Annotated in this window: 18 protein-coding genes; 2 read left to right on the plus strand and 16 right to left on the minus strand. The window is 73.9% G+C overall.

Going from position 1 to position 17,862, the window contains the following annotated elements; all coding sequences use genetic code 11:
- Positions 1-4: 4 nt before the first annotated feature.
- The 16 genes from QN157_09745 to QN157_09820 all read right to left on the minus strand — a co-directional run bounded on the left by QN157_09745 (position 5) and on the right by QN157_09820 (position 15,728).
- Positions 5-595 carry a 2-oxoacid:acceptor oxidoreductase family protein gene (locus QN157_09745; GenBank protein ID MDR7555877.1) on the minus strand — a complete coding sequence of 197 codons (591 nt, stop codon included), beginning with the start codon at positions 593-595 and terminating at the stop codon, positions 5-7.
- Positions 592-1,410 (minus strand): 2-oxoacid:ferredoxin oxidoreductase subunit beta, encoded by an 819-nt coding sequence (locus QN157_09750; protein MDR7555878.1) that lies wholly within the window; start codon positions 1,408-1,410, stop codon positions 592-594. Before QN157_09750 ends, QN157_09745 begins: the two co-directional genes overlap by 4 nt.
- Before the next feature lie 122 nt (positions 1,411-1,532).
- Complete coding sequence (locus tag QN157_09755) at positions 1,533-2,684, minus strand: 2-oxoacid:acceptor oxidoreductase subunit alpha (GenBank protein MDR7555879.1); 1,152 nt, start codon at positions 2,682-2,684, stop codon at positions 1,533-1,535.
- On the minus strand, positions 2,681-3,559 hold the full coding sequence (locus QN157_09760) for a 2-oxoacid:acceptor oxidoreductase family protein (protein ID MDR7555880.1): 879 nt from the start codon (positions 3,557-3,559) through the stop codon (positions 2,681-2,683). Before QN157_09760 ends, QN157_09755 begins: the two co-directional genes overlap by 4 nt.
- Positions 3,556-5,418, minus strand: coding sequence for an indolepyruvate ferredoxin oxidoreductase subunit alpha (gene iorA / locus QN157_09765; GenBank protein ID MDR7555881.1), 1,863 nt, complete (start codon positions 5,416-5,418; stop codon positions 3,556-3,558). Before iorA ends, QN157_09760 begins: the two co-directional genes overlap by 4 nt.
- A gap of 7 nt (positions 5,419-5,425) precedes the next feature.
- Positions 5,426-6,652, minus strand: a complete 1,227-nt coding sequence (locus tag QN157_09770; GenBank protein MDR7555882.1) for a LeuA family protein — start codon at positions 6,650-6,652, stop codon at positions 5,426-5,428.
- Between the two features lie 13 nt (positions 6,653-6,665).
- Positions 6,666-7,229 carry a 3-isopropylmalate dehydratase small subunit gene (locus QN157_09775; GenBank protein ID MDR7555883.1) on the minus strand — a complete coding sequence of 188 codons (564 nt, stop codon included), beginning with the start codon at positions 7,227-7,229 and terminating at the stop codon, positions 6,666-6,668.
- 55 nt (positions 7,230-7,284) lie between these two features.
- Complete coding sequence (locus QN157_09780; protein MDR7555884.1) at positions 7,285-8,562, minus strand: 3-isopropylmalate dehydratase large subunit; 1,278 nt, start codon at positions 8,560-8,562, stop codon at positions 7,285-7,287.
- Between the two features lie 238 nt (positions 8,563-8,800).
- Positions 8,801-9,472: a LuxR C-terminal-related transcriptional regulator gene (locus tag QN157_09785; protein MDR7555885.1), complete on the minus strand. Its 672-nt coding sequence runs from the start codon at positions 9,470-9,472 to the stop codon at positions 8,801-8,803.
- Positions 9,469-10,230 carry a winged helix-turn-helix domain-containing protein gene (locus QN157_09790; GenBank protein MDR7555886.1) on the minus strand — a complete coding sequence of 254 codons (762 nt, stop codon included), beginning with the start codon at positions 10,228-10,230 and terminating at the stop codon, positions 9,469-9,471. The genes QN157_09785 and QN157_09790 overlap by 4 nt, the downstream gene beginning before the upstream one ends.
- Before the next feature lie 68 nt (positions 10,231-10,298).
- Positions 10,299-11,066, minus strand: a complete 768-nt coding sequence (locus QN157_09795) for an enoyl-CoA hydratase-related protein (protein ID MDR7555887.1) — start codon at positions 11,064-11,066, stop codon at positions 10,299-10,301.
- Positions 11,067-11,161: 95 nt separating this feature from the next.
- Complete coding sequence (locus QN157_09800; protein MDR7555888.1) at positions 11,162-12,112, minus strand: branched-chain amino acid ABC transporter permease; 951 nt, start codon at positions 12,110-12,112, stop codon at positions 11,162-11,164.
- 2 nt (positions 12,113-12,114) lie between these two features.
- Positions 12,115-12,972, minus strand: a complete 858-nt coding sequence (locus QN157_09805; GenBank protein ID MDR7555889.1) for a branched-chain amino acid ABC transporter permease — start codon at positions 12,970-12,972, stop codon at positions 12,115-12,117.
- A gap of 101 nt (positions 12,973-13,073) precedes the next feature.
- Positions 13,074-13,775, minus strand: coding sequence for an ABC transporter ATP-binding protein (locus tag QN157_09810; protein ID MDR7555890.1), 702 nt, complete (start codon positions 13,773-13,775; stop codon positions 13,074-13,076).
- Between the two features lie 2 nt (positions 13,776-13,777).
- Positions 13,778-14,554, minus strand: coding sequence for an ABC transporter ATP-binding protein (locus QN157_09815; GenBank protein MDR7555891.1), 777 nt, complete (start codon positions 14,552-14,554; stop codon positions 13,778-13,780).
- Complete coding sequence (locus tag QN157_09820) at positions 14,538-15,728, minus strand: ABC transporter substrate-binding protein (protein ID MDR7555892.1); 1,191 nt, start codon at positions 15,726-15,728, stop codon at positions 14,538-14,540. Before QN157_09820 ends, QN157_09815 begins: the two co-directional genes overlap by 17 nt.
- 304 nt (positions 15,729-16,032) lie before the next feature.
- On the opposite strand from QN157_09820, the gene QN157_09825 reads away from it, so the two are divergent.
- Both QN157_09825 and QN157_09830 read left to right on the plus strand, forming a co-directional pair.
- Entirely contained in the window at positions 16,033-16,452 is a 420-nt protein-coding gene (locus QN157_09825) for a hotdog fold thioesterase (GenBank protein ID MDR7555893.1), read from the plus strand.
- On the plus strand, positions 16,452-17,777 hold the full coding sequence (locus QN157_09830) for a phenylacetate--CoA ligase (protein MDR7555894.1): 1,326 nt from the start codon (positions 16,452-16,454) through the stop codon (positions 17,775-17,777). The genes QN157_09825 and QN157_09830 overlap by 1 nt, the downstream gene beginning before the upstream one ends.
- Positions 17,778-17,862: the final 85 nt, after the last annotated feature.

Raw genomic sequence — 17,862 nt, forward strand, 5'->3', positions numbered from 1 at the left:
TCCGTCACGAGGCGACCACGCTCCCTGCGGGCGCCACCGCCCGCGGCGCCCAGCCCTCCGCCCGCAGCGCCGTCCCCACGCGCCACCCGGCGTCCAGCGCGCGGAGGTTGACGGCGGCTGCGGCGGTCGACCACCGCGCCCGCACCGCCTCGTCCAGCGCCTGCCGGGAGGGCAGGGCGCACAGGGCGGCGGCGACCCCGACGGCCACGACGTTGGCCGGTCGCGGCGAGCCGGTCACCGCGCGGGCGGTGGCCACGATGGGCACGGCGCGGGCGCGCACTGCGGGCGCCGCCGGCAGGTTCGCGCGGTCGGCGTCCGGCAGGGCGATGCCGCCCGGGGTGATCTCGGGCCACCAGCGCGCCCAGGCGTCCGGGGTGAGCGCGATCAGCAGGTCCACCTGGCGCGCCACCGGATACGCGATGGCCGCATCGCTGACGATCACCTCCGAGCGGCTGGCTCCGCCACGGGATTCGGGGCCGTAGGCCTGGGTGCACACGACGTGGTGACCGTCGCGGACCGCGGCCTCGGCCAGGAGTAGCCCGGCCAGGACGATCCCCTGACCGCCCGCACCGGTGAGGCGGATCGCCAGCCTCATGGCGCGTGGTCCTCCCGCGCATCCGCCCATCGGGCCGCTGCTGCCCGCAGGCGGTCGCCGAACTCGGGACGCGTCGTCTCCACCAGCACCCCGGTCTCCACGGGCGGGCGCACGGGCGGGAGGCCCGGATGCACCACCGTGGACGCCAGCGGGGCCAGGTGCGCCTCGACGGCCGCGGTGGCGCGGATCTGGCCCAGCAACATGGCCGCGCCGCTGCCGAGCCGGTTGTACCGGCCGTGGAACTCCGGGCAGTCGGTGAGCACCTCGACGAACGCGAAGCCGCGGTGCGCCAGCGCGCGGGCGATCAACTCCTCCAGGACCAGCGGCTGCGCGGCCAGACCGCGCGCCACGAACGTCGCACCGGCGGCGGCCAGCAGACGGCAGGCGTCGAACGGCGGCTCGACGTTGCCGTAAGGCGCGGTGGTGGCCACGCCGCCCTCGCGGGTGGTAGGGGCCAGCTGGCCGCCGGTCATGCCGTAGATCTCGTTGTTGAACAGCAGGCAGGTGAGGTCGACGTTACGACGGGCGGCGTGGATCAGGTGGTTGCCGCCGATCGCCAGGCCGTCGCCGTCGCCGGTGATGACGATGACGTGCAGGTCCGGCCGCGCCAGCTTCAGTCCGGTGGCGAACGCCGGGGCGCGGCCGTGGGTGGCGTGCAGCGTGCAGAAGTCCAGGTAGCCGGCGAGCCGGCTGCTGCATCCGATTCCCGCCACCACCGCGACCGTGTCCTGGTCGAGGCCCAGCCGGCAGATCGCACGCAGCAGCGCGCCGGCCACGATGCCGTGCCCGCACCCGGGACACAGGATGTGGGGCATCTGGGGCAGGCGCAGGTAGCGGCGCACGTCCGGGGCCGCTCCTGCCGGGGCGGCGGGGGGCCGCGTCTGCGCGCGCAGCGACGCGTCCGCACCCGACGTCGCACGCAGGGCGAGGCCGTCGCTCATGCCAGCCTCCCGACGGGCACCGCGACGTCTGCCGCAGCGAGGAGCTCCTCGGGCGCCAGCGGCTGGCCGTCGACGCGGCAGCACGGCACGACGGGCACGCGGCCGGCTGCCGCGCGCTCGACCTCGTAGACGACCTGCCCGAGGTTGAGCTCGGCGACCACCACCAGGTCACAGGTGGCCATGGCGGCGCGGACGGCCTGGACGGGGAAGGGCCACAGCAGGCGCAACCGCAGGGCGCCCGCGGGGAGCCCCGCTGCGCGGGCCAGGTCCGCGGCCTCGCACGCGGCCCGCCCGGTGATGCCGTAGCCGACGAACAGCACGCGGGCGTCGTCGGTGCGGTAGACCTCCACTGGCGCGAGGGCATCCGTGACAGCCGCCAGCTTGCGGATGCGGCGACGCTGGTGCGCGTCGATCACCGCGGGGTCCTGCGTGGGAAAGCCCCGGTCGTCGTGGGCCAGGCCGGTCACGTGGAACCGGTAGCCGCTGCCGAAGTCGGCGAGCGGCGGCACGCCGTCGGGATCGGGCGCGTAGGGCCGGTAGGCGGCCGGCGGGCCCTGGGGCCGTCGCCGCTGCGGCGTCCGTTCGGGCGGCAGCGGCCGCAGGATCGCCTCCTCGCGCAGGTGCCCGATCACCTCGTCGTACAGCACGACGACCGGCGTGCGGAACCGCTCGGCCAGCGCAAACGCATCCGCCGTCAGCTCGTAGACCTCGGTCACCGATCCCGGCGCCACCACCACGCTGGCGGCGTCGCCGTGCGTCCCCCAGCGGGCCTGCATCACGTCGCCCTGGGCGGGAGAGGTCGGGAGCCCGGTGCTCGGGCCGCCGCGCATCACGTCGACGACGACGCACGGGATCTCGGCCATGGCGGCGAAGCCCAGGTGTTCCTGCATGAGCGAGAAGCCCGGCCCGCTGGTGGCGGTCATGGCGCGCAGCCCGCCCAGCGAGGCGCCGAGCACCGCCGCCAGGGAGGCGATCTCGTCTTCCATCTGCACGAAGACGCCTCCGACGCCCGGCAGCCGGCGCGCCATCTCTTCGGCGATCTCGGACGACGGCGTGATCGGGTAGCCCGCGTAGAAGCGGCACCCCGCCGCGATGGCCCCGGCCGCGCAGGCCGCGTTCCCCTGGACCAGCCGCGGGCGGGCGCTCATCGTGCAACGCCGGCCGGTGCTGCGGGCCGGGAGTGGACCGTGATGGCGAAGTCGGGGCACAACCACTCGCACAGCCGGCAGCCGGTGCACCGCTCGGGCACCGTGACCTCGACCGCGCCGCGGCCGTCGGGGCGCAGGATGCCCTCGGGGCAGACGCGCACGCAGATGTCGCATCCCTTGCACCACGCCGTGGCGACGGCCACGCGCCAGCCCGGCACGCCCTGGGGCGGCGTCCACCGCTGCGCCCACGTCAACGCGCAGGGCTCGAGCGTGCGGCCTTCGTGGAACGCCCGCCGGTTGACGGCCGCCGTGCCCGGCGGCACGCACCGCTCGATCACCTCTTCCCACAGCGCCGTCGGGAACTCCAGCCGCGCGGCGAGCACGCCGAGCAGGATCGTGTTGGCCACGTGGGGCGACCCCAGCTGCATGGCCCTGCCCCGCGCGTCCACGGCCACGACCGGGCCATGGTGCCCGGTCAGCGCCGCCGGGTCGAGGTCGGGGTAGCGCACCGTCCACGTCCGATGGTCGCGCTGGGCCGCAGGCGGCACGATGCGCGCGAGGTCGAGCACCAGCAGCCCGTCGCGCTTCAGGTACGGAAGCCACCGCAGGCCTTCCGCCCACTCGAACGCCACCAGCGCGTCGGCCTCCGCGAGTCCGATCAGGGGGCTGAAGACCTCGGTGCCGAAGCGGACATGGCTGAAGACGACGCCGCCCCGTTTGGCCATGCCGTGGACCTCGCTCTTCTTGACGTCGAGGCCGGCGGCCATGGCCACCTCGCCCAGGATCGTGCTGGCCAGCAGCACGCCCTGGCCCCCGACGCCGACGAAGAGCACGCCGCGGGTCGGGACCGTCTGCCGGTGCACGGCCAGGCTCACGGGTCACCTCCCGCCGGCCCCGTGGCGCCGTACGGATGCGCGCCGTCGGCTCGTACCACCGCGCGCGCGCCTGCCGGTGCCGGCACGATCGCGCCGGGCGGGCACAGCTGCGCGCAGACGGCACAGCCCATGCACAGGGCCGGATCGATGGCGACCTTGGGACGGCCCTCGTACCACTGGGGCACCCAGACGATCGCCGGACACCCCAACGCCATGCACGCCTGACAGGCGGTGCAGGCGTCGGCGTGTACCGCCAGGGGCAGGGTCCGCACCTTCGCGGGCGACTCCACGCAGGGCCGGTTGGTGATGACCACCGCGGGGCCGGGGTGGGCCAGCGCCGCCTCCAGCGCGCGGTACGTGGCGCCCACGTCGTAGGGGTCGACCACCTGCACCGACTCGACGCCCACCGCCCGGCACACCGCCGCCAGGTCGACGCGAGGGGCCGGTGTGCCGCGGATCGTCTGCCCGGTGCCCGGGTGCGGCTGGCCACCGGTCATCGCGGTCGTGCCGTTGTCGAGGACGAGGACGGTGATCGGCGCTTGGGTGTACACGGCGTCGATCAGGGCCGGCAGCCCTGCGTGCAGGAACGTGGAGTCGCCGATCGCGGCCACCACCGGTCCGGGTGCTCCGCCGGATCTGGCGAGGCCCAGTGCCACGCCGATGCTCGAGCCCATCGCCAGGCACGTGTCCATGGCCGCCAGCGGTTCCAGGGCGGCCAGGGTGTAGCAGCCGATGTCGCCAGCCACCACCGCACCCAGCCGCCGCAGGGCCAGAAACGGGACGGTGTGTGGACAGCCGGGGCACAGCACCGGCGGTCGGGGCGCCTCCAGGGCCCGTGGGCGGTCGGGCAGCGGCGCGTCCAGCACCCCCGCCCGCACGAACCCCTCGCGCACCACGTCGGGCGTCAGCTCGCCGGTGCGCGGGAAGAACGCTTTGCCCTCGACCGAAAGCCCCGCGGCCCGCAGGGCGTCCTCGACCAGCGGTTCCAGTTCCTCGACGACGATCAGGCGGTCGACCGCCGCTGCGAACGCCCGCAGCCGCGCCATGGGCAGCGGGTACGAGAAGCCCAGTTTCAGGACGCTGGCTGCGGGGAGCACCTCGCGCACGTAGTGGTACGCCGCGCCGCAGGTCACCACGCCGACCCGTCGGTCGCGCAGCTCGACGACGTTGAGCGGCGACGTCTCGGCCGCCGCGGCCAGGCGCTCGAGGCGCTCCAGCAGCACGGGATGACGGGCCCGGGCATGGGCGGGGAGCATGACCAGGCGCTGCGGGTCGCGGCGGAATCCACCCGCCGGCCGGGCGCGGCGCTCGCCCAGGGGGACCAGGCTGCACCCGTGGTTCACACGGGTCGTGGTGCGCAGCAGGACCGGCACCTCGAACGTCTCGCTGAGCTCGAAGGCGGCGATGGTGAAAGCCCGGGCCTCGGCAGGGTCGGCGGGCTCCAGCATGGGCAGGCCCGCGAAGCGCGCGTAGACCCGGTTGTCCTGTTCGTTCTGCGAGCTGTGCATGCCGGGGTCGTCGGCGGTGACGATCACGCATCCCGCGGGGACGCCGGTGTACCCCAGGACCATCAGGGTGTCGGCGGCCACGTTGAGGCCGACGTGCTTGGTGGTGACCAGGGCGCGGGCGCCGCCGAACGCCGCCCCCACCGCCACGTCCAGGGCCACCTTCTCGTTGGTGGACCACTCCACGTACACGTCGTCGTAGCGGGCCAGCGCTTCGAGGATCTCGGTGCTCGGGGTGCCCGGGTACCCGGCGGCCACGGCCACGCCGGCTTCCCACGCGCCGCGGGCGATGGCGTGGTTGCCCAGCAGGAGCGCCCGTCGGGGCGTCGTGGTCGGGGAGTGCGCGAGGCCCATAGGCCGGCTACGAGGCCCGCGCCACCAGCAGGCGCAGGATCTCCTCGTCCCGCAGCACGCGGTTGCTGGCCTTGGCCAGGTCCAGGATGCGCGTCACGAGTCCGGGCTCCGGCGCGATCCCGTGCCGCTCGCACCACCACAGCACGTTGGCCTGGCCGCTCATCGGCCCGATGCTGATGACCTGTTCGCGGCCCACGGCCTCGGCGGGTACGCCGCTGTAGACCCGGTTGGCCAGCCAGTGGTCGCCCTTCGCCATGGCCTTGCGCACCGCCGCCGCGTGCACGCCGGTGCTGGTCTCGAAGGCGTCCTTGCCGATCACCGGCGTGTTGGGCAACACGGGCAGGCCCACGGCCTCGGCCACGGTCTGGCAGTACTCGGGCAGGGCGCGCAGGTCGGGGTCGGACCAGCCCAGCAGCTTCAGGTTGACGAGCAACTGCTCCATGCTGGTGTTGCCCACCCGCTCGCCGATGCCCAGCGCGCACGCGTGCAGCCGGTCGGCGCCCGCGGCAGCCGCCACCAGGCTGTTGATGACGTCGAGGCCGCGGTCGCGGTGTCCGTGCCAGTCGATGCGCACGTCGGTGCCCAGCACGCGGCGCATGTAGCGCACCAGGCGCGCCACCCCCCACGGCGTGGCGTGGCCCACGGTGTCGGCGAGACAGATGCGGCCGGCGCCGGCGGCGATCGCGGTCCGGTAGATACGGCGCAGGTGGTCGGGGCGCGCCCTGGTGGTGTCTTCCGTGACGAACATCACCTCGAGCCCCAGCCGGCGCGCCAGGCTCACCGCCGCCTCGGTCGTGCGGAGCAGGAAGTCCAGGTCCCAGCCCTCGACGTACTGCCGGATCGGGCTGGACCCCAGGAACAGCGCGGCGTCGATGCCCACCCCGGCGCGCTGCTGGGCCTCGGCGATGGGCACGATGTCGGCCTCGCACGTCCGCCCGGCACAGTTGGGCCGGATGCGCAGGCGCGCGTCCCGGATCTCCCGCGCCAGCAGCACCACGTCGTCCAGCGCCTGGGGGCTCGCCCCCGGATACCCGATGTTGGCGCTGTGGATGCCCAGCCGATCCATCAGGTGCAGGATGGCCAGCTTGCGGTCTACAGGCGGGTGGAGGACCGACGGACTCTGCAGCCCGTCGCGCAGCGTCTCGTCGTTCACCTCGACCGGCCGCGCCGGGGCCATCCGCCGCGTGCCCGCCGCGTTCCAGTCGTAGATCAGCGCGGTCTCTGGCACTCGCATCGGCCTCAGCAACTCATCCCGTCGTCCAGCCCGCGCCCGCCTGCGGGGCCCGCTGGCGCAGCAGGGCCACGATGCCGCCGGCCTCGAGAATGGCCAGCATCTGAGGCGGCAGCGGGACGCCGTGTACCACGGCGCCCGTGCGCAGGTTGCGGACGACCCCGGTGGCCAGGTCCACCTGCACCGGGTCGCCGTCGTCGACCGCCGCGGTCACGCCGGGGCAGGGGAGGACCGGCAGCCCGATGGCCACCGCGTTGCGCAGGAAGATGCGGGCGAACCCTTCGGCCACCACGCAACCCACGCCCAGCGCCTTCAGCCCCTCGGGGGCGTGCTCGCGGCTGCTGCCACACCCGAAGTTGCGCCCGGCGACCACCACGTCGCCCGGCTGGACCTCGGCAGCGAAGCGTGGGTTTACGGCCTCCAGCACGTGGCGCGCGCGCTCCTGGAGCGGTGCCACCGCGTAGGCGCCGGGAGCCAGCAGGTCGGTGCTGATGTCGTCACCGAAGCACCACGCCCGGCCCCGGATCGCCCGCGGCGTCGCAGGGTCTGTGGGCGCGGAGTGGGTGCCCGATGGGATCATGTCCGTGCCCCCGCGGTCGCGACGCCGAGAGGGAGGTGGGGGGCTGCCCGGGGCGTCATGTCCGTGCCCCCGCGGTGGCAACGACGCGTCGGGGATCGGTGACGCGGCCGTACAGCGCGCTGGCGGCCACCGTCGCGGGCGACGCGAGGTAAATCTCTGCCTGGGGACTCCCCATGCGGCCGGCGAAGTTGCGGTTGTGGGCGCCCAGGCACCGCTCGCCGGGCGCCAGCACCCCCAGGTGGCCGCCGAAACACGGGCCGCACCCCGGCGGGAGCAGCACCGCGCCGGCGTCCAGCAGGGTCGCCAGCAGGCCTTCCCGCTCGGCCTGCTGTTCGACCTGCTGGGAGGCCGGCCCGATCAGCAGGCGCGTGTGCGGGTGCACCCGCCGGCCCGCAAGGATCTGCGCCGCCACCCGCAGGTCCTCGATGCGGCCGTTGGTGCACGACCCGATGAACGCCTGGTCGATGGGAAGATCTTCGACCTCGTGCACGGGCCGCACGCGATCCACGGCATGGGGCCCGGCCACCTGCGGCACCAGGTCATCCAGCTCCAGCACCACGGTGCGCGCGTACTGCGCGTCGGAGTCGGCGGCGAACGGCTCCGCCGCGACGCCGCAGCGCCGCAGGTGGGCCAGTGTGACGGCGTCGGCGGGGAACAGGCCGAACTTCGCGCCCAGTTCCACCGCCATGTTGGCGATGGTCAGCCGACCCGCGAGGTCGACCTGCGCAGCCGCCGGCCCCCCGAACTCGAGCGCCTGGTACTGCGCGCCGTCGGCGCCCAGCAGTCCGGCCAGCGCCAGGACGGCGTCCTTCCACATCACCGCGGGTGCGAGGCGCCCGCGCAGGTCCACGCGGATCGACGGCGGCACCTGCAGCCACAGCTCGCCCGTGGCCAGCACGTAGGCCATCTCCGAGGTGCCGATCCCGGTGCCGCCCACGCCCAACGCGCCGGCGGTGGTGGTGTGGGAGTCGGTGCCCAGCAACAGCTGCCCCGGGGCCACCAGGCCGCGCTCCGCCACCAGCTGGTGGCAGATCCCCTGGCCGGCGTCGAAGAAGTGGGCGATGCCGTAGTCGCGCACGTGGCTGCGGATGCGGCGGTGCACCTCGGCCGCCGCCACGGACGGCGCGGGCACCAGGTGGTCCAGGACCACCGCGACCCGTGTCCGGTCCCACACCGCCAGCACGCCGCACTCGCGCAACAGATCGAAGACGGGGGCCGCGAAGATGTCGTGGAGGAGGGCGAAGTCGGGCCGACCGACGACGAACTCGCCCGGGCGGACCGCCGTGCGCCCGGAGGCCCTGGCGAGGATCTTCTCGGCCATCGTCATGCCCATGACGCGCCCTCCAGGCGGACCCGTCCGACCGGTCGGTCAATTCCACGATGGGGGGTGGGCAGGAGAGAGACAATCGGGCAAGTGCAGCAGATCGCTACTGCATTCGTTGATTCCGCCGGGCCGCCGCCCGCGCCAGCCGCGTTCCGTGGCGGCAGCCACGTGTCCGGCCGGGCCCGCCGGTCTGGCGCTGCCCCGCAGGCAGCGGGTGCGCCCGCAGCGGCGGATGCGGGCAGCGGGACTACCGCCCGCCGGCAGAGGGCACCGCGCCCCAGCGCGCGGCCAGCGCCACGGCCTCGGCGCGCGTGTGTGCCCCAAGTTTGCGCAGGAGGTTCTGCACGTGGGTGCGCACGGTGATCGGCGAGACGTACAGCGCGCGGGCGATCGCCCGGGTGGTCATCCCGGCCGCCAGCATCTCCAGGACTTCGCGCTCGCGGCGGGTGAGGGCGCGCAGCGGTGACGGCCCTGCGCGCGCCAGGCCGTCCCGGGCTGCGAGCGCCTCCAGGACGTCCTCCGCCCGCCGTTGCGGCGTGACGTCGCGAAACAGGTGGACGGTGATGCGCTGCCCGCTGTGGGGTACGGTGACGGCCAGGGTGCTGACGTTCACCCAGGCCTCGCGACCGTCGGCGGTCCGGTAGCAGACGTCGCGGGATGGCACCGGCTCCCCGCGGGCGATCATGACCATCTCGGGGCAGTGGGCGCAGCAGACCAGGTGTCCGGAGCGGTCTCGCCCGGCCAACACCTCGAAACACCGGCGGCCCACGACCTGTTCGCGACGCCATCCCAACAGGCGTTCGGCCCCGGTGTTCCACAGCACGATGCGCTGGCGGCCATCCAGCGCCACGGCCGCGTCGCCCGCGCGCTCCAGCGCGTCGAACAACCACCCCAGGGCGTCGCGCGCCTGGCCGCTCATCGTGCGACCCTCCTGCGCGCTGTGGGATCGTGCGGACGATACACGGCCAGCACGAACCCGGGCCCCCCGGCCGGCGCGGGCAACGGTACGTAGGTGGCGTCGACGGCGCGCGCGCCGTCGCGACCGCGCCGGGCGAGGTAGGTGCAGCGGACCGCGATCCCACGGGCCAGGGACCGGGCGGCGGGGCACCGCGCAGCCAGCGTCGGGTGCGCCCGGGTGTGGCAGCCGACGATGTCCGCGCAGGGGAGGCCGGCGGCGTCCCCATCGCGCAGGCCCCACCACCGGCGCGCCGCGGCGTTGACGAGCACGACGGCCCGGTCGGCGTCGAGCACGAGGGCCGGGACGGGGAGGGCGTCGAAGGCAGTCGCGCCCAGCTGCGCGTGCAGCGTTGCAGGCGACCGGGCGCGGTCGATCAGGCGGTAGCCGACACCCCAGACCGCTTCGATGAAGACCGGAGCGCGCGGCGGGTCGCCCAGCTTGCGCCGCAGTCGCACCACGATGTTGTCGATGGCCCGGGAGCCCGGCGCCGCCGGCGTCCCCAGGCGCGCCGCGAGGTCCTCGCGAGTGTGCACCCGACCCGGCGCGCTGGCCAGGATGCAGAGCAGGCCCATCTCCAGCGGTGTGAGCCGTACCCGGCGGTCCTGGACCGCCACCTCACAGCGCCGGACGTCGACCACCAGGTCGTCGCGAGGCCACAGGACGCCCGGACTGTACGTCGACCCCGGTGCTCCTGCCGATCCTCCGGTCCGCTGTGGCACCCCTCGCCTGCCGCGCCCCATACCCTCGCGTGATTCGCCTCCTACACGGCGCGCATGTTCGGGTCTCGCTAGCGGTGTTGCCAGGCCGGCGCCCGCCGCTCCAGGAACGCCCGCAGCCCCTCGCGGGCGTCCGCCGTGGCCATGAGGTCGCTCACGTAGATCCGTTCGGCCACCACGAGGGCGTCCTCGAACCAGCGCCGGAACCCGGCCAGGGCGGCACGCTTGGTGAGCCGCAGGACGGGAGCGCTCAAGCCCGCGAGGTGCGCGATCACGCGCGCGGCCGTCGCGTCCAGGTCGCTGGCGGGCACGACGGTGGTCACCAGCCCCAGCTCCTGCGCCCGGCTCGCCGACAGGGTCTCGCCCAGCAACAGCGGGGCGATGCCGGCCTTGCCCAGCAGGAACGCGAACGCCGCGGCCGCCACCGGTGGGAACACGCCGACCCGAATCTCGGGCTGACCGAAGGTGGCCCGGTCCGAGGCCACCACGACGTCGCACAGCGCGACCAGCTCGCACCCGCCGCCCAGCGCGGGGCCGTCCACCACGGCCACCGTCGGCACGTCGGTGGCGGCCAGCGTGCGGCACAGGCCGTGGAACGCCGCGAGCATCGCCTCCACCAGCTCGGGCGTGTGCTCGGCGACGTCCACCCCGGCGGAGAACGCGCGGCCCCGCGCGCCGAGCGCGATCACCCGCGTGGTGGGGTCGGCCGCGGCCTGGCGGATCGCGGCCTCGAGCTCGCCCATCATGGCGATGGTGAGGATGTTGAGCGGGGGTCGGTCCAGGACGATGCGCGCGACGCCGCCCTCGGCCTGCAGCTCCACGGTCCGGGGTCCGGACACGGGTCCACCCCCTCGCGGCGGTGACGTGTGCGACAACTGTAAGACGCTGGTTCGGCGCCTGGGTATCGGGCGGCCGCCCGATTTTTCCGGCGGTCTCAGGGCAGGGGTACGCGGACCTTCCGCCGCAACGTCGGCACCAGGCCCTGACGAAAGGCCAGGAACAGCACGATGAGCAGCACGCCGTAGGCCAGGACCGTGGCCTGCCCGAAGGGCCGCACCAGCTCGTCGATCAGCGCAAAGGCCGCGCCGCCGACCACCGGTCCCAGCAGGGTCCGCACCCCGCCCAGGAGCAGCGCGATCAGCACCACGATGTCGACGTGGGCGAGGCTGAACACCGAGGGGCTGATGAAGCCGTTGAAGTCGGCGAACAGCGCCCCGGTCAGGCCGATCAGGCCCGCGCCGATCGCCGCGGCCAGCACCTTGTAGCGCGTGACGTCGATGCCCGCCAGCTCGGCGGTCAGCTCGTCCTCGCTCAGCGCCCCGAACGCCAGGCCCGGCCGGCCCGCGATGAGCCAGCGGTAGAGGCACAGCGCCGCCAGCAGGACCGCCAGGAAGACGTAGTAGCCGGCGGTGGCCGCCCCGGCCAGTCCGACGCCCAGGCCCTGGGTCACGATGCCCGTCTCGCCGTTGGTGTAGCGGCGCAGGCCCAGGAGGAGGTTCTGGAAGATGAGCGAGACCACCAGGGTCACGATGCCCACGAAGATCACGCCCAGCCCGCGGCGCGCGGCGACGTAACTGAGCAATGCGCCCAACGCGCCCGCGGCCAGGGTGCCCAGGCCGATGGCCACCGCCGGCGCCAGCCGCAGGTCGCGCACCAAAATGACCGACAGGTAGGCCGAGGAGCCGGCGAGGGCGCCCACGCACAAGAACAGCTGTTTCGTGTGGCCGAAGACGATGTTGAACGCCACGGCGTAGGTGATCTGGATGAGCATGAGGGTGGTGATGCGCAGCGAGTAGATCCCCGTGCCGACCACCCACGGCAGGGCCGCCAGCACCGCGCCCGTGGCTGCCAGGGGCACGAGCCCGCCTGCGGACCACCGCGCCACCGTCATGTCCAGGAGGCCAGGAGGCCCTCGGGTCGCACGAGCAGCGTGAGCAGCGCCGCCAGCAGCAGCAGGATCCAGGTGAGGTAGGTGCCCACGTAGTAGCTGGAGACGGCGTTGACCAGGCCCAGCAGCAGGCCGGCCGCCACCGTTCCACTCAGGCTCCGGACGCCGCCCACCACCGCCACGATCAGGGCCAGCACGGTGAACTCGGGTCCCATCTCGGGTCCCACGTTCGAGAAGAAGGCCTGGGCCACCGCCGCCAGGCCCGCCAGCAGCCCGCTCAGCCCGACGATCAGGGTGCGCGTGCGGGCCACGTCGATGCCGCACAGGGACGCGCCGGTCTCGTTCTGGATGATCGAGCGCACCGCCTTGCCCACCAGCGTGTAGCGCAGGAACAGGGCCAGCGCGCCGAAGGCTCCGAGCGCCATGGCCGACGCCGCCAGGCTGGCGGTGCGCACCGGGATGCCCGCGATCACGACGGCGCCGGTTGCGAGACGCAGGGTCAGCGCGACGCTGGGGTAGCGGTAGGCCAGGAACCCGTCCACCGCGAACGCCAGCCCCAGGGTGAGGATCAGCGCCAGCAAGAGGCGCTCCTCGCCGCGCCGGCGGTAGGCCGGGAGCAGCAGGGTGCGGTCGGCCAGCACACCGGCTGCCCCGGCGCCGAGCGCGCCGAGCGCGGCGGCGGCAGCGGGCGCGAGCCCCGCCTCGAGCAGCAGCGCAGCGGCCACCGCGGCGATGACAGCCAGCTGGCCGTGGGCCAGGTTGAGGACGCCGCCCAGGCCGTAGACCATCGTGATGCCCACCCCGAGCAGCGCCAGCTGCATGCCCTGCACCAGCCCGTCCAACACGACGGCGATCATCGCTCGTCGGGCCCTCCGGTGTCCGGCCCGCCGGCGCGCGTCAGGCGCGTCTGGTTCGGCATCAGCGACGCCTCCACGATCGTCCAGCCCGCCGGCGCGCGTCAGGCGATGCCGAGGTACGCGCGCTTCAGCGCGGGGTCGCCCAGCAGGTCCTCCGGGGATCCCGTCAGCACCACCCGTCCGTTCTCCAACACGTACACCCGCCGGCAGAACGCCAGCGCCATCGGGACCTGCTGTTCGGCCAGCAGGATCGTGAGCCCCGCATCCCGCAGGCGGTCGAGCTGGCGGTACAGCTCCGCCACCAGCCGCGGCGCGAGCCCTGTCGATGGCTCGTCCAGGAGCAGCACCTTCGGGCGCATCATCGCGCCGCGCGCGATGGCCAGCATCTGTTGCTCGCCGCCCGACAGCGTCCCGGCGCGCTGGTGGCGGCGTTCGGCCAGCCGGGGGAACAGCCCGTAGACGAACTCGAGCCGGGATCGCAGGTCGCCCGGATGCGGGTAGGCCCCCAGTTCCAGGTTCTCGACCACCGTCATGTGGGGGAACAACTCGCGCTCCGCGGGCACGTACACGACGCCGCACCGCGCGACGCGGTGCGCGGGCAGGCCGTCGAGGCGCCGGCCGTCCCACGTCACCGTGCCGGCCCGCGGCCGGTGCAGCCCGGCGATGACCCTGAACAGGGTGGTCTTGCCCGCGCCGTTGGGGCCGATCACCCCCACGGCCTCGCCGTGCGCCACTTGGAGGCTCACCGCCCGCAGAACCGGCACGTCGTCGTAGGCCGCGGCGACCTCGTCGACGACCAGCATCGTCACGCGCGGGCGGTCAGCACCTGCACGGGGTCCGGCACGCCCAGGTAGGCTTCCACCACGACGGGGTCGCGCGCCACGGCCTCGGGCGCCCCCGCCGCGATCAGGCGCCCGTGGTCGAGCACGAGGACCTGCTCGGCCGCCCGCATGATGGCGTGCATGACGTGCTCCACCCACACGATGGCCACGCGCCGCTCGTCGCGCACGCGGCGCAGCACCTGCAGGGAGGTCTCGACCTCGCCCGGGTTGAGACCGCTCATCACCTCGTCGACCAGCACCAGGTCCGGGTGCGCGGCCAGGGCGCGGGCGAAGTCTACCAGCTTCTTCTCCTGCAGGGTGAGGGTGGCCACCGGCTGGTCGCGCCGATCGTCCAGCCCCACCAGCTCCAGCGTGGCCTCGGCCCGCCGCCGGGCAGCTGCCAGCGTCAGCTGCGCCGTCCCGTCGCCGAACGCAGCTCCGACGGTGACGTTGTCCAGCACGGTCATCCCGGGAAAGAGACGGGGAATCTGCAGCACGCGCCCGACGCCCAGGCGGGCCACCACGTGGGGGGCCAGGCCCGTGATGCTGCGGCCCCGCAGGCGGACCGTCCCCGCGTCGGGCCGCAGCACGCCGCTGATCAGGTTGAGCACCGTCGTCTTGCCCGCGCCGTTGGGACCAATCAGCCCCACGATGCTCTGCGGCGCCACCGCGAAGCTGACCTCGTGCACGGCCACCATGCCCCCGAACGCCTTGGTGAGCCGCCGGCACTCCAGCAGCGGGCCGTCACTGGGGCGGGACATACACCTCCACCGCGGAGGCGCGGAACAGCCACTTCTGGTACCAGCCCGCGCCGGGGTTGGCGCCGCCCGGCGCTTCCCCGGGCTCGATCGAGAAGATGATGGGCCGGGCTTCCTTCATCTCGCCCCACTCCGTGTACGACAGCGGCCAGCCGTAGCCCGGCTGGGTGAAGCGTCCGGTGCGAATCGCCTGGGCCACCGCCGACGGGTCGGTGCTGTTGGCCCGCCTGGCGGCATCGGCCACCATCTTGACGATCACATAGCCGGAGAACGCGCTGTTGTCGAAGTAGCGCTTGTAGTCGGCGAAGTAGCGCGCCGCCAGTCGCCGGTACGTCGGGCTCTGGAAGTCCACGCACGAGTAGTCCAGGAACCGACCGTGGACGGCGTCGCCGGCCCGCTGCACCATCAGCTCGGGGGGCAGCACCGACCCGATCACCGGCGCCGCAAGCCCGAGCTCGCGCGCCTGGCGCACGATGGTGGGGTTGCCGGGCGGATGGCCGGCGGCCACCAGCAGCTGGGGATCCAACCGCTGGAGCCGGCGCAGGTAGGGCGTGAAGTCGGGCGTCACCACGGGCGCCACCTCGACCTGGGTGCGCACGCCCTGCAGGGGCGTCACGTAGCGCTCGAAGGCTTCCCGGATCGAGTGGCCCCAGGCGTAGTCGGCCACGATGGCGCCGACGCGGGCGTAGTTGCCCTGGCGTACCATGGCGGCGATCGCCTGCACGTACATGGGCGCCGCCACCAGGCAGGTGCGGAACGTGTAGCGGGTGCTGCGCCGGAGGATCTCGTGGGAGCCGGCCATGGTCAGGAACAGCGGCACGCGCAGCGTCTCGGCCTCACGGGAGGCCGCCAGCGCCACGTCGCTGGAGATCACGCCCCCGGCCGCGACGATGCCCTCGCGCTCCACCAGGAAACGGAACGCGGTGATGGCCTCCGCCGGGCTGTTGCGGTCGTCGCGCTCGACCAGTTCCAGCGGGCGTCCGAGCACCCCGCCCGCCGCGTTCACCTCCGCGACGGCCATCTTCATCCCGTCGCGCGCGTTGACGCCCCAGAAGGCAAAGGGGCCGCTCAACGAACTGAGGAAGGCGATCTTGACCGGTCGCGGCTGGGCCGCCGCCGGTCCGAAGGCCACGGCCAGCAGGACCACGATGGCTGCCGCAACGATCCCCGTGCGCATGGCTGTCGCACCTCGCTTTCTGCGAGAGATCGGCTGCCCCGAGCACCCTGCACCGTCTGCTCTGTACTCCTGGTGTATCAGGCTTTGACCGGGCGGTCAATCCGGGGACGCTGCCACGCAGGCGGCGTCCACTGGCGAGGGGGCCTGCGACAATCCTGCGACAGATTCGAAGCTGGCCCGACTGAGACTGTGGGTTACAATTCTGCGACAGCCGGTGGCGGTCAGGTGCTGCGGACGGGGGGCGGGGCGGGGGCGCGCACGGCGGGCCGAGGAGGATGCCGCCCCGTGGGAGAAACCCCGTCCCGTGCCGAGGTCGCAGCTCCCGCCGGCGGTGCGCCGCTGGGTCGCCCGCGATGCGTTCGCCAGGCGCCTGGGCATCGAGATCGTGGCGTTGGGCGCGGGGCGCAGTCGCCTGCGCCTGCGCGTGGCACCGTGGATGACCAACGTCCACGGCATCACCCACGGCGGGGTGGTCTTCGCGCTGGCCGATGCGGCCTTCGCCGCGGCCGCCAACAGCCACGGGGTGCCCGCCGTGGCCCTGGCGATGTCGGTGCAGTTCCTGGCGCCGTCGCACGCCGGCGACGTGCTGGTGGCCGACGCACGGGAAGCGCGGCTGGGCCGCCGGGCCGCGTTCTACGCCATGACCGTCAAGACGACGACCGGCACCACGATCGCCACCTGTCAGGGGGTCGTGCACCGCCGGGCCGGGGAGGGATGCCCGTGATCTGGAACCGCACCATGGAGACCCTGGCGCGCGCCGACCTGGAGCGGCTGCAGCTGGAACGCCTGCGCCAGGTGGCCACCCGCGCCTACGAACGGGTGCCGCTGTACCGGCGCCGCTTCGATGAGGCGGGGGTGCGCCCCGACCAGATCCGCACGCTGGCCGACCTGCGCCGGCTCCCGTTCACCCGCAAGGCCGACTTCCGCGACCACTACCCCTTCGGGTTGCTGGCGGTGCCGCTGCGGGAGTGCGTGCGCATCCACGCCTCCTCGGGCACCACCGGCAAGCCCACGGTGGTGGCCTACACCCGCGGCGATCTGGCCGTGTGGGCCGAGGTCTGCGCCCGGGCGCTGGCTGCCGCGGGCGCGCAGCCGGGCGACGTCTTCCAGAACGCCTACGGCTACGGGCTGTTCACCGGCGGCCTGGGGATGCACTACGGTGCGGAGCTGTTGGGCTTGACGGTGATCCCGGCCTCGGGCGGCAACACCGAACGGCAGGTGCTGCTGCTGCAAGACTTCGGTGCCAAGATCCTGGCCTGCACGCCGACCTACGCCCTGGTGCTCGCCGAGGCGTTCCGGCAGCGCGGGATCGCGCCCGGCAGCCTCCCGCTGCGCTTTGGGATCCTGGGCGCGGAGCCGTGGAGCGAGGCGATGCGCGACGAGATCGAGCGGGGGCTGGGCATCAAGGCGGTGAACATCTACGGGCTCAGCGAGATCATCGGGCCCGGCGTCTCGGTGGAGTGCGTGGAGGCCCAGGCGGGTGCCCACATCTTCGAGGACCACTTCCTCCCCGAGGTGGTGGATCCCGAAAGCGGCGAGCCGCTGCCGCCGGGCCAGCCGGGCGAGCTGGTCTTCACCACGCTCACCAAGGAAGCCATGCCGATGATCCGCTACCGCACCGGCGACATCGCCGCGCTGCTGCCCGACGCGTGCCCCTGCGGGCGCACTCACGTCCGCATGAGCCGCGTGATCGGGCGCACCGACGACATGCTGATCATCCGCGGCATCAACGTCTACCCGTCGCAGGTGGAGGCCGCGCTGGGCAGCCTGCCCGAACTGACCCCGCACATCCAGCTGGTGGTGACGCGCGAGCGGGCGCTGGACGACCTGGAGGTGCGGGTCGAGGTGCGGGAGGCGTTCGCCGCGCAGGTCGGCGGTCACCTGACCGACGGCCACCCGGCGGTCGAGGCGCTGCGGGCGCGCTGCGAGCAAAAACTGCACGGCGTGCTCGGCATCCACGCGAAGGTCACGCTGGCCGCGCCCGGCACCCTGCCGCGCAGCGAGGGCGGGAAGCTGCGCCGGGTGGACGACCGGCGCCCGCGCGGGTAGGCGTGCTCGTGGCGGTGGCTGTCGGCGGCGGGTTCAGGACGACCGGCGCCTGCGTGGGTAGGCGGATGCTGGCCGTGGGCCGTGC

Source organism: Armatimonadota bacterium, from assembly GCA_031459855.1.
Lineage (GTDB): Bacteria > Sysuimicrobiota > Sysuimicrobiia > Sysuimicrobiales > Humicultoraceae > Fervidifonticultor > Fervidifonticultor primus.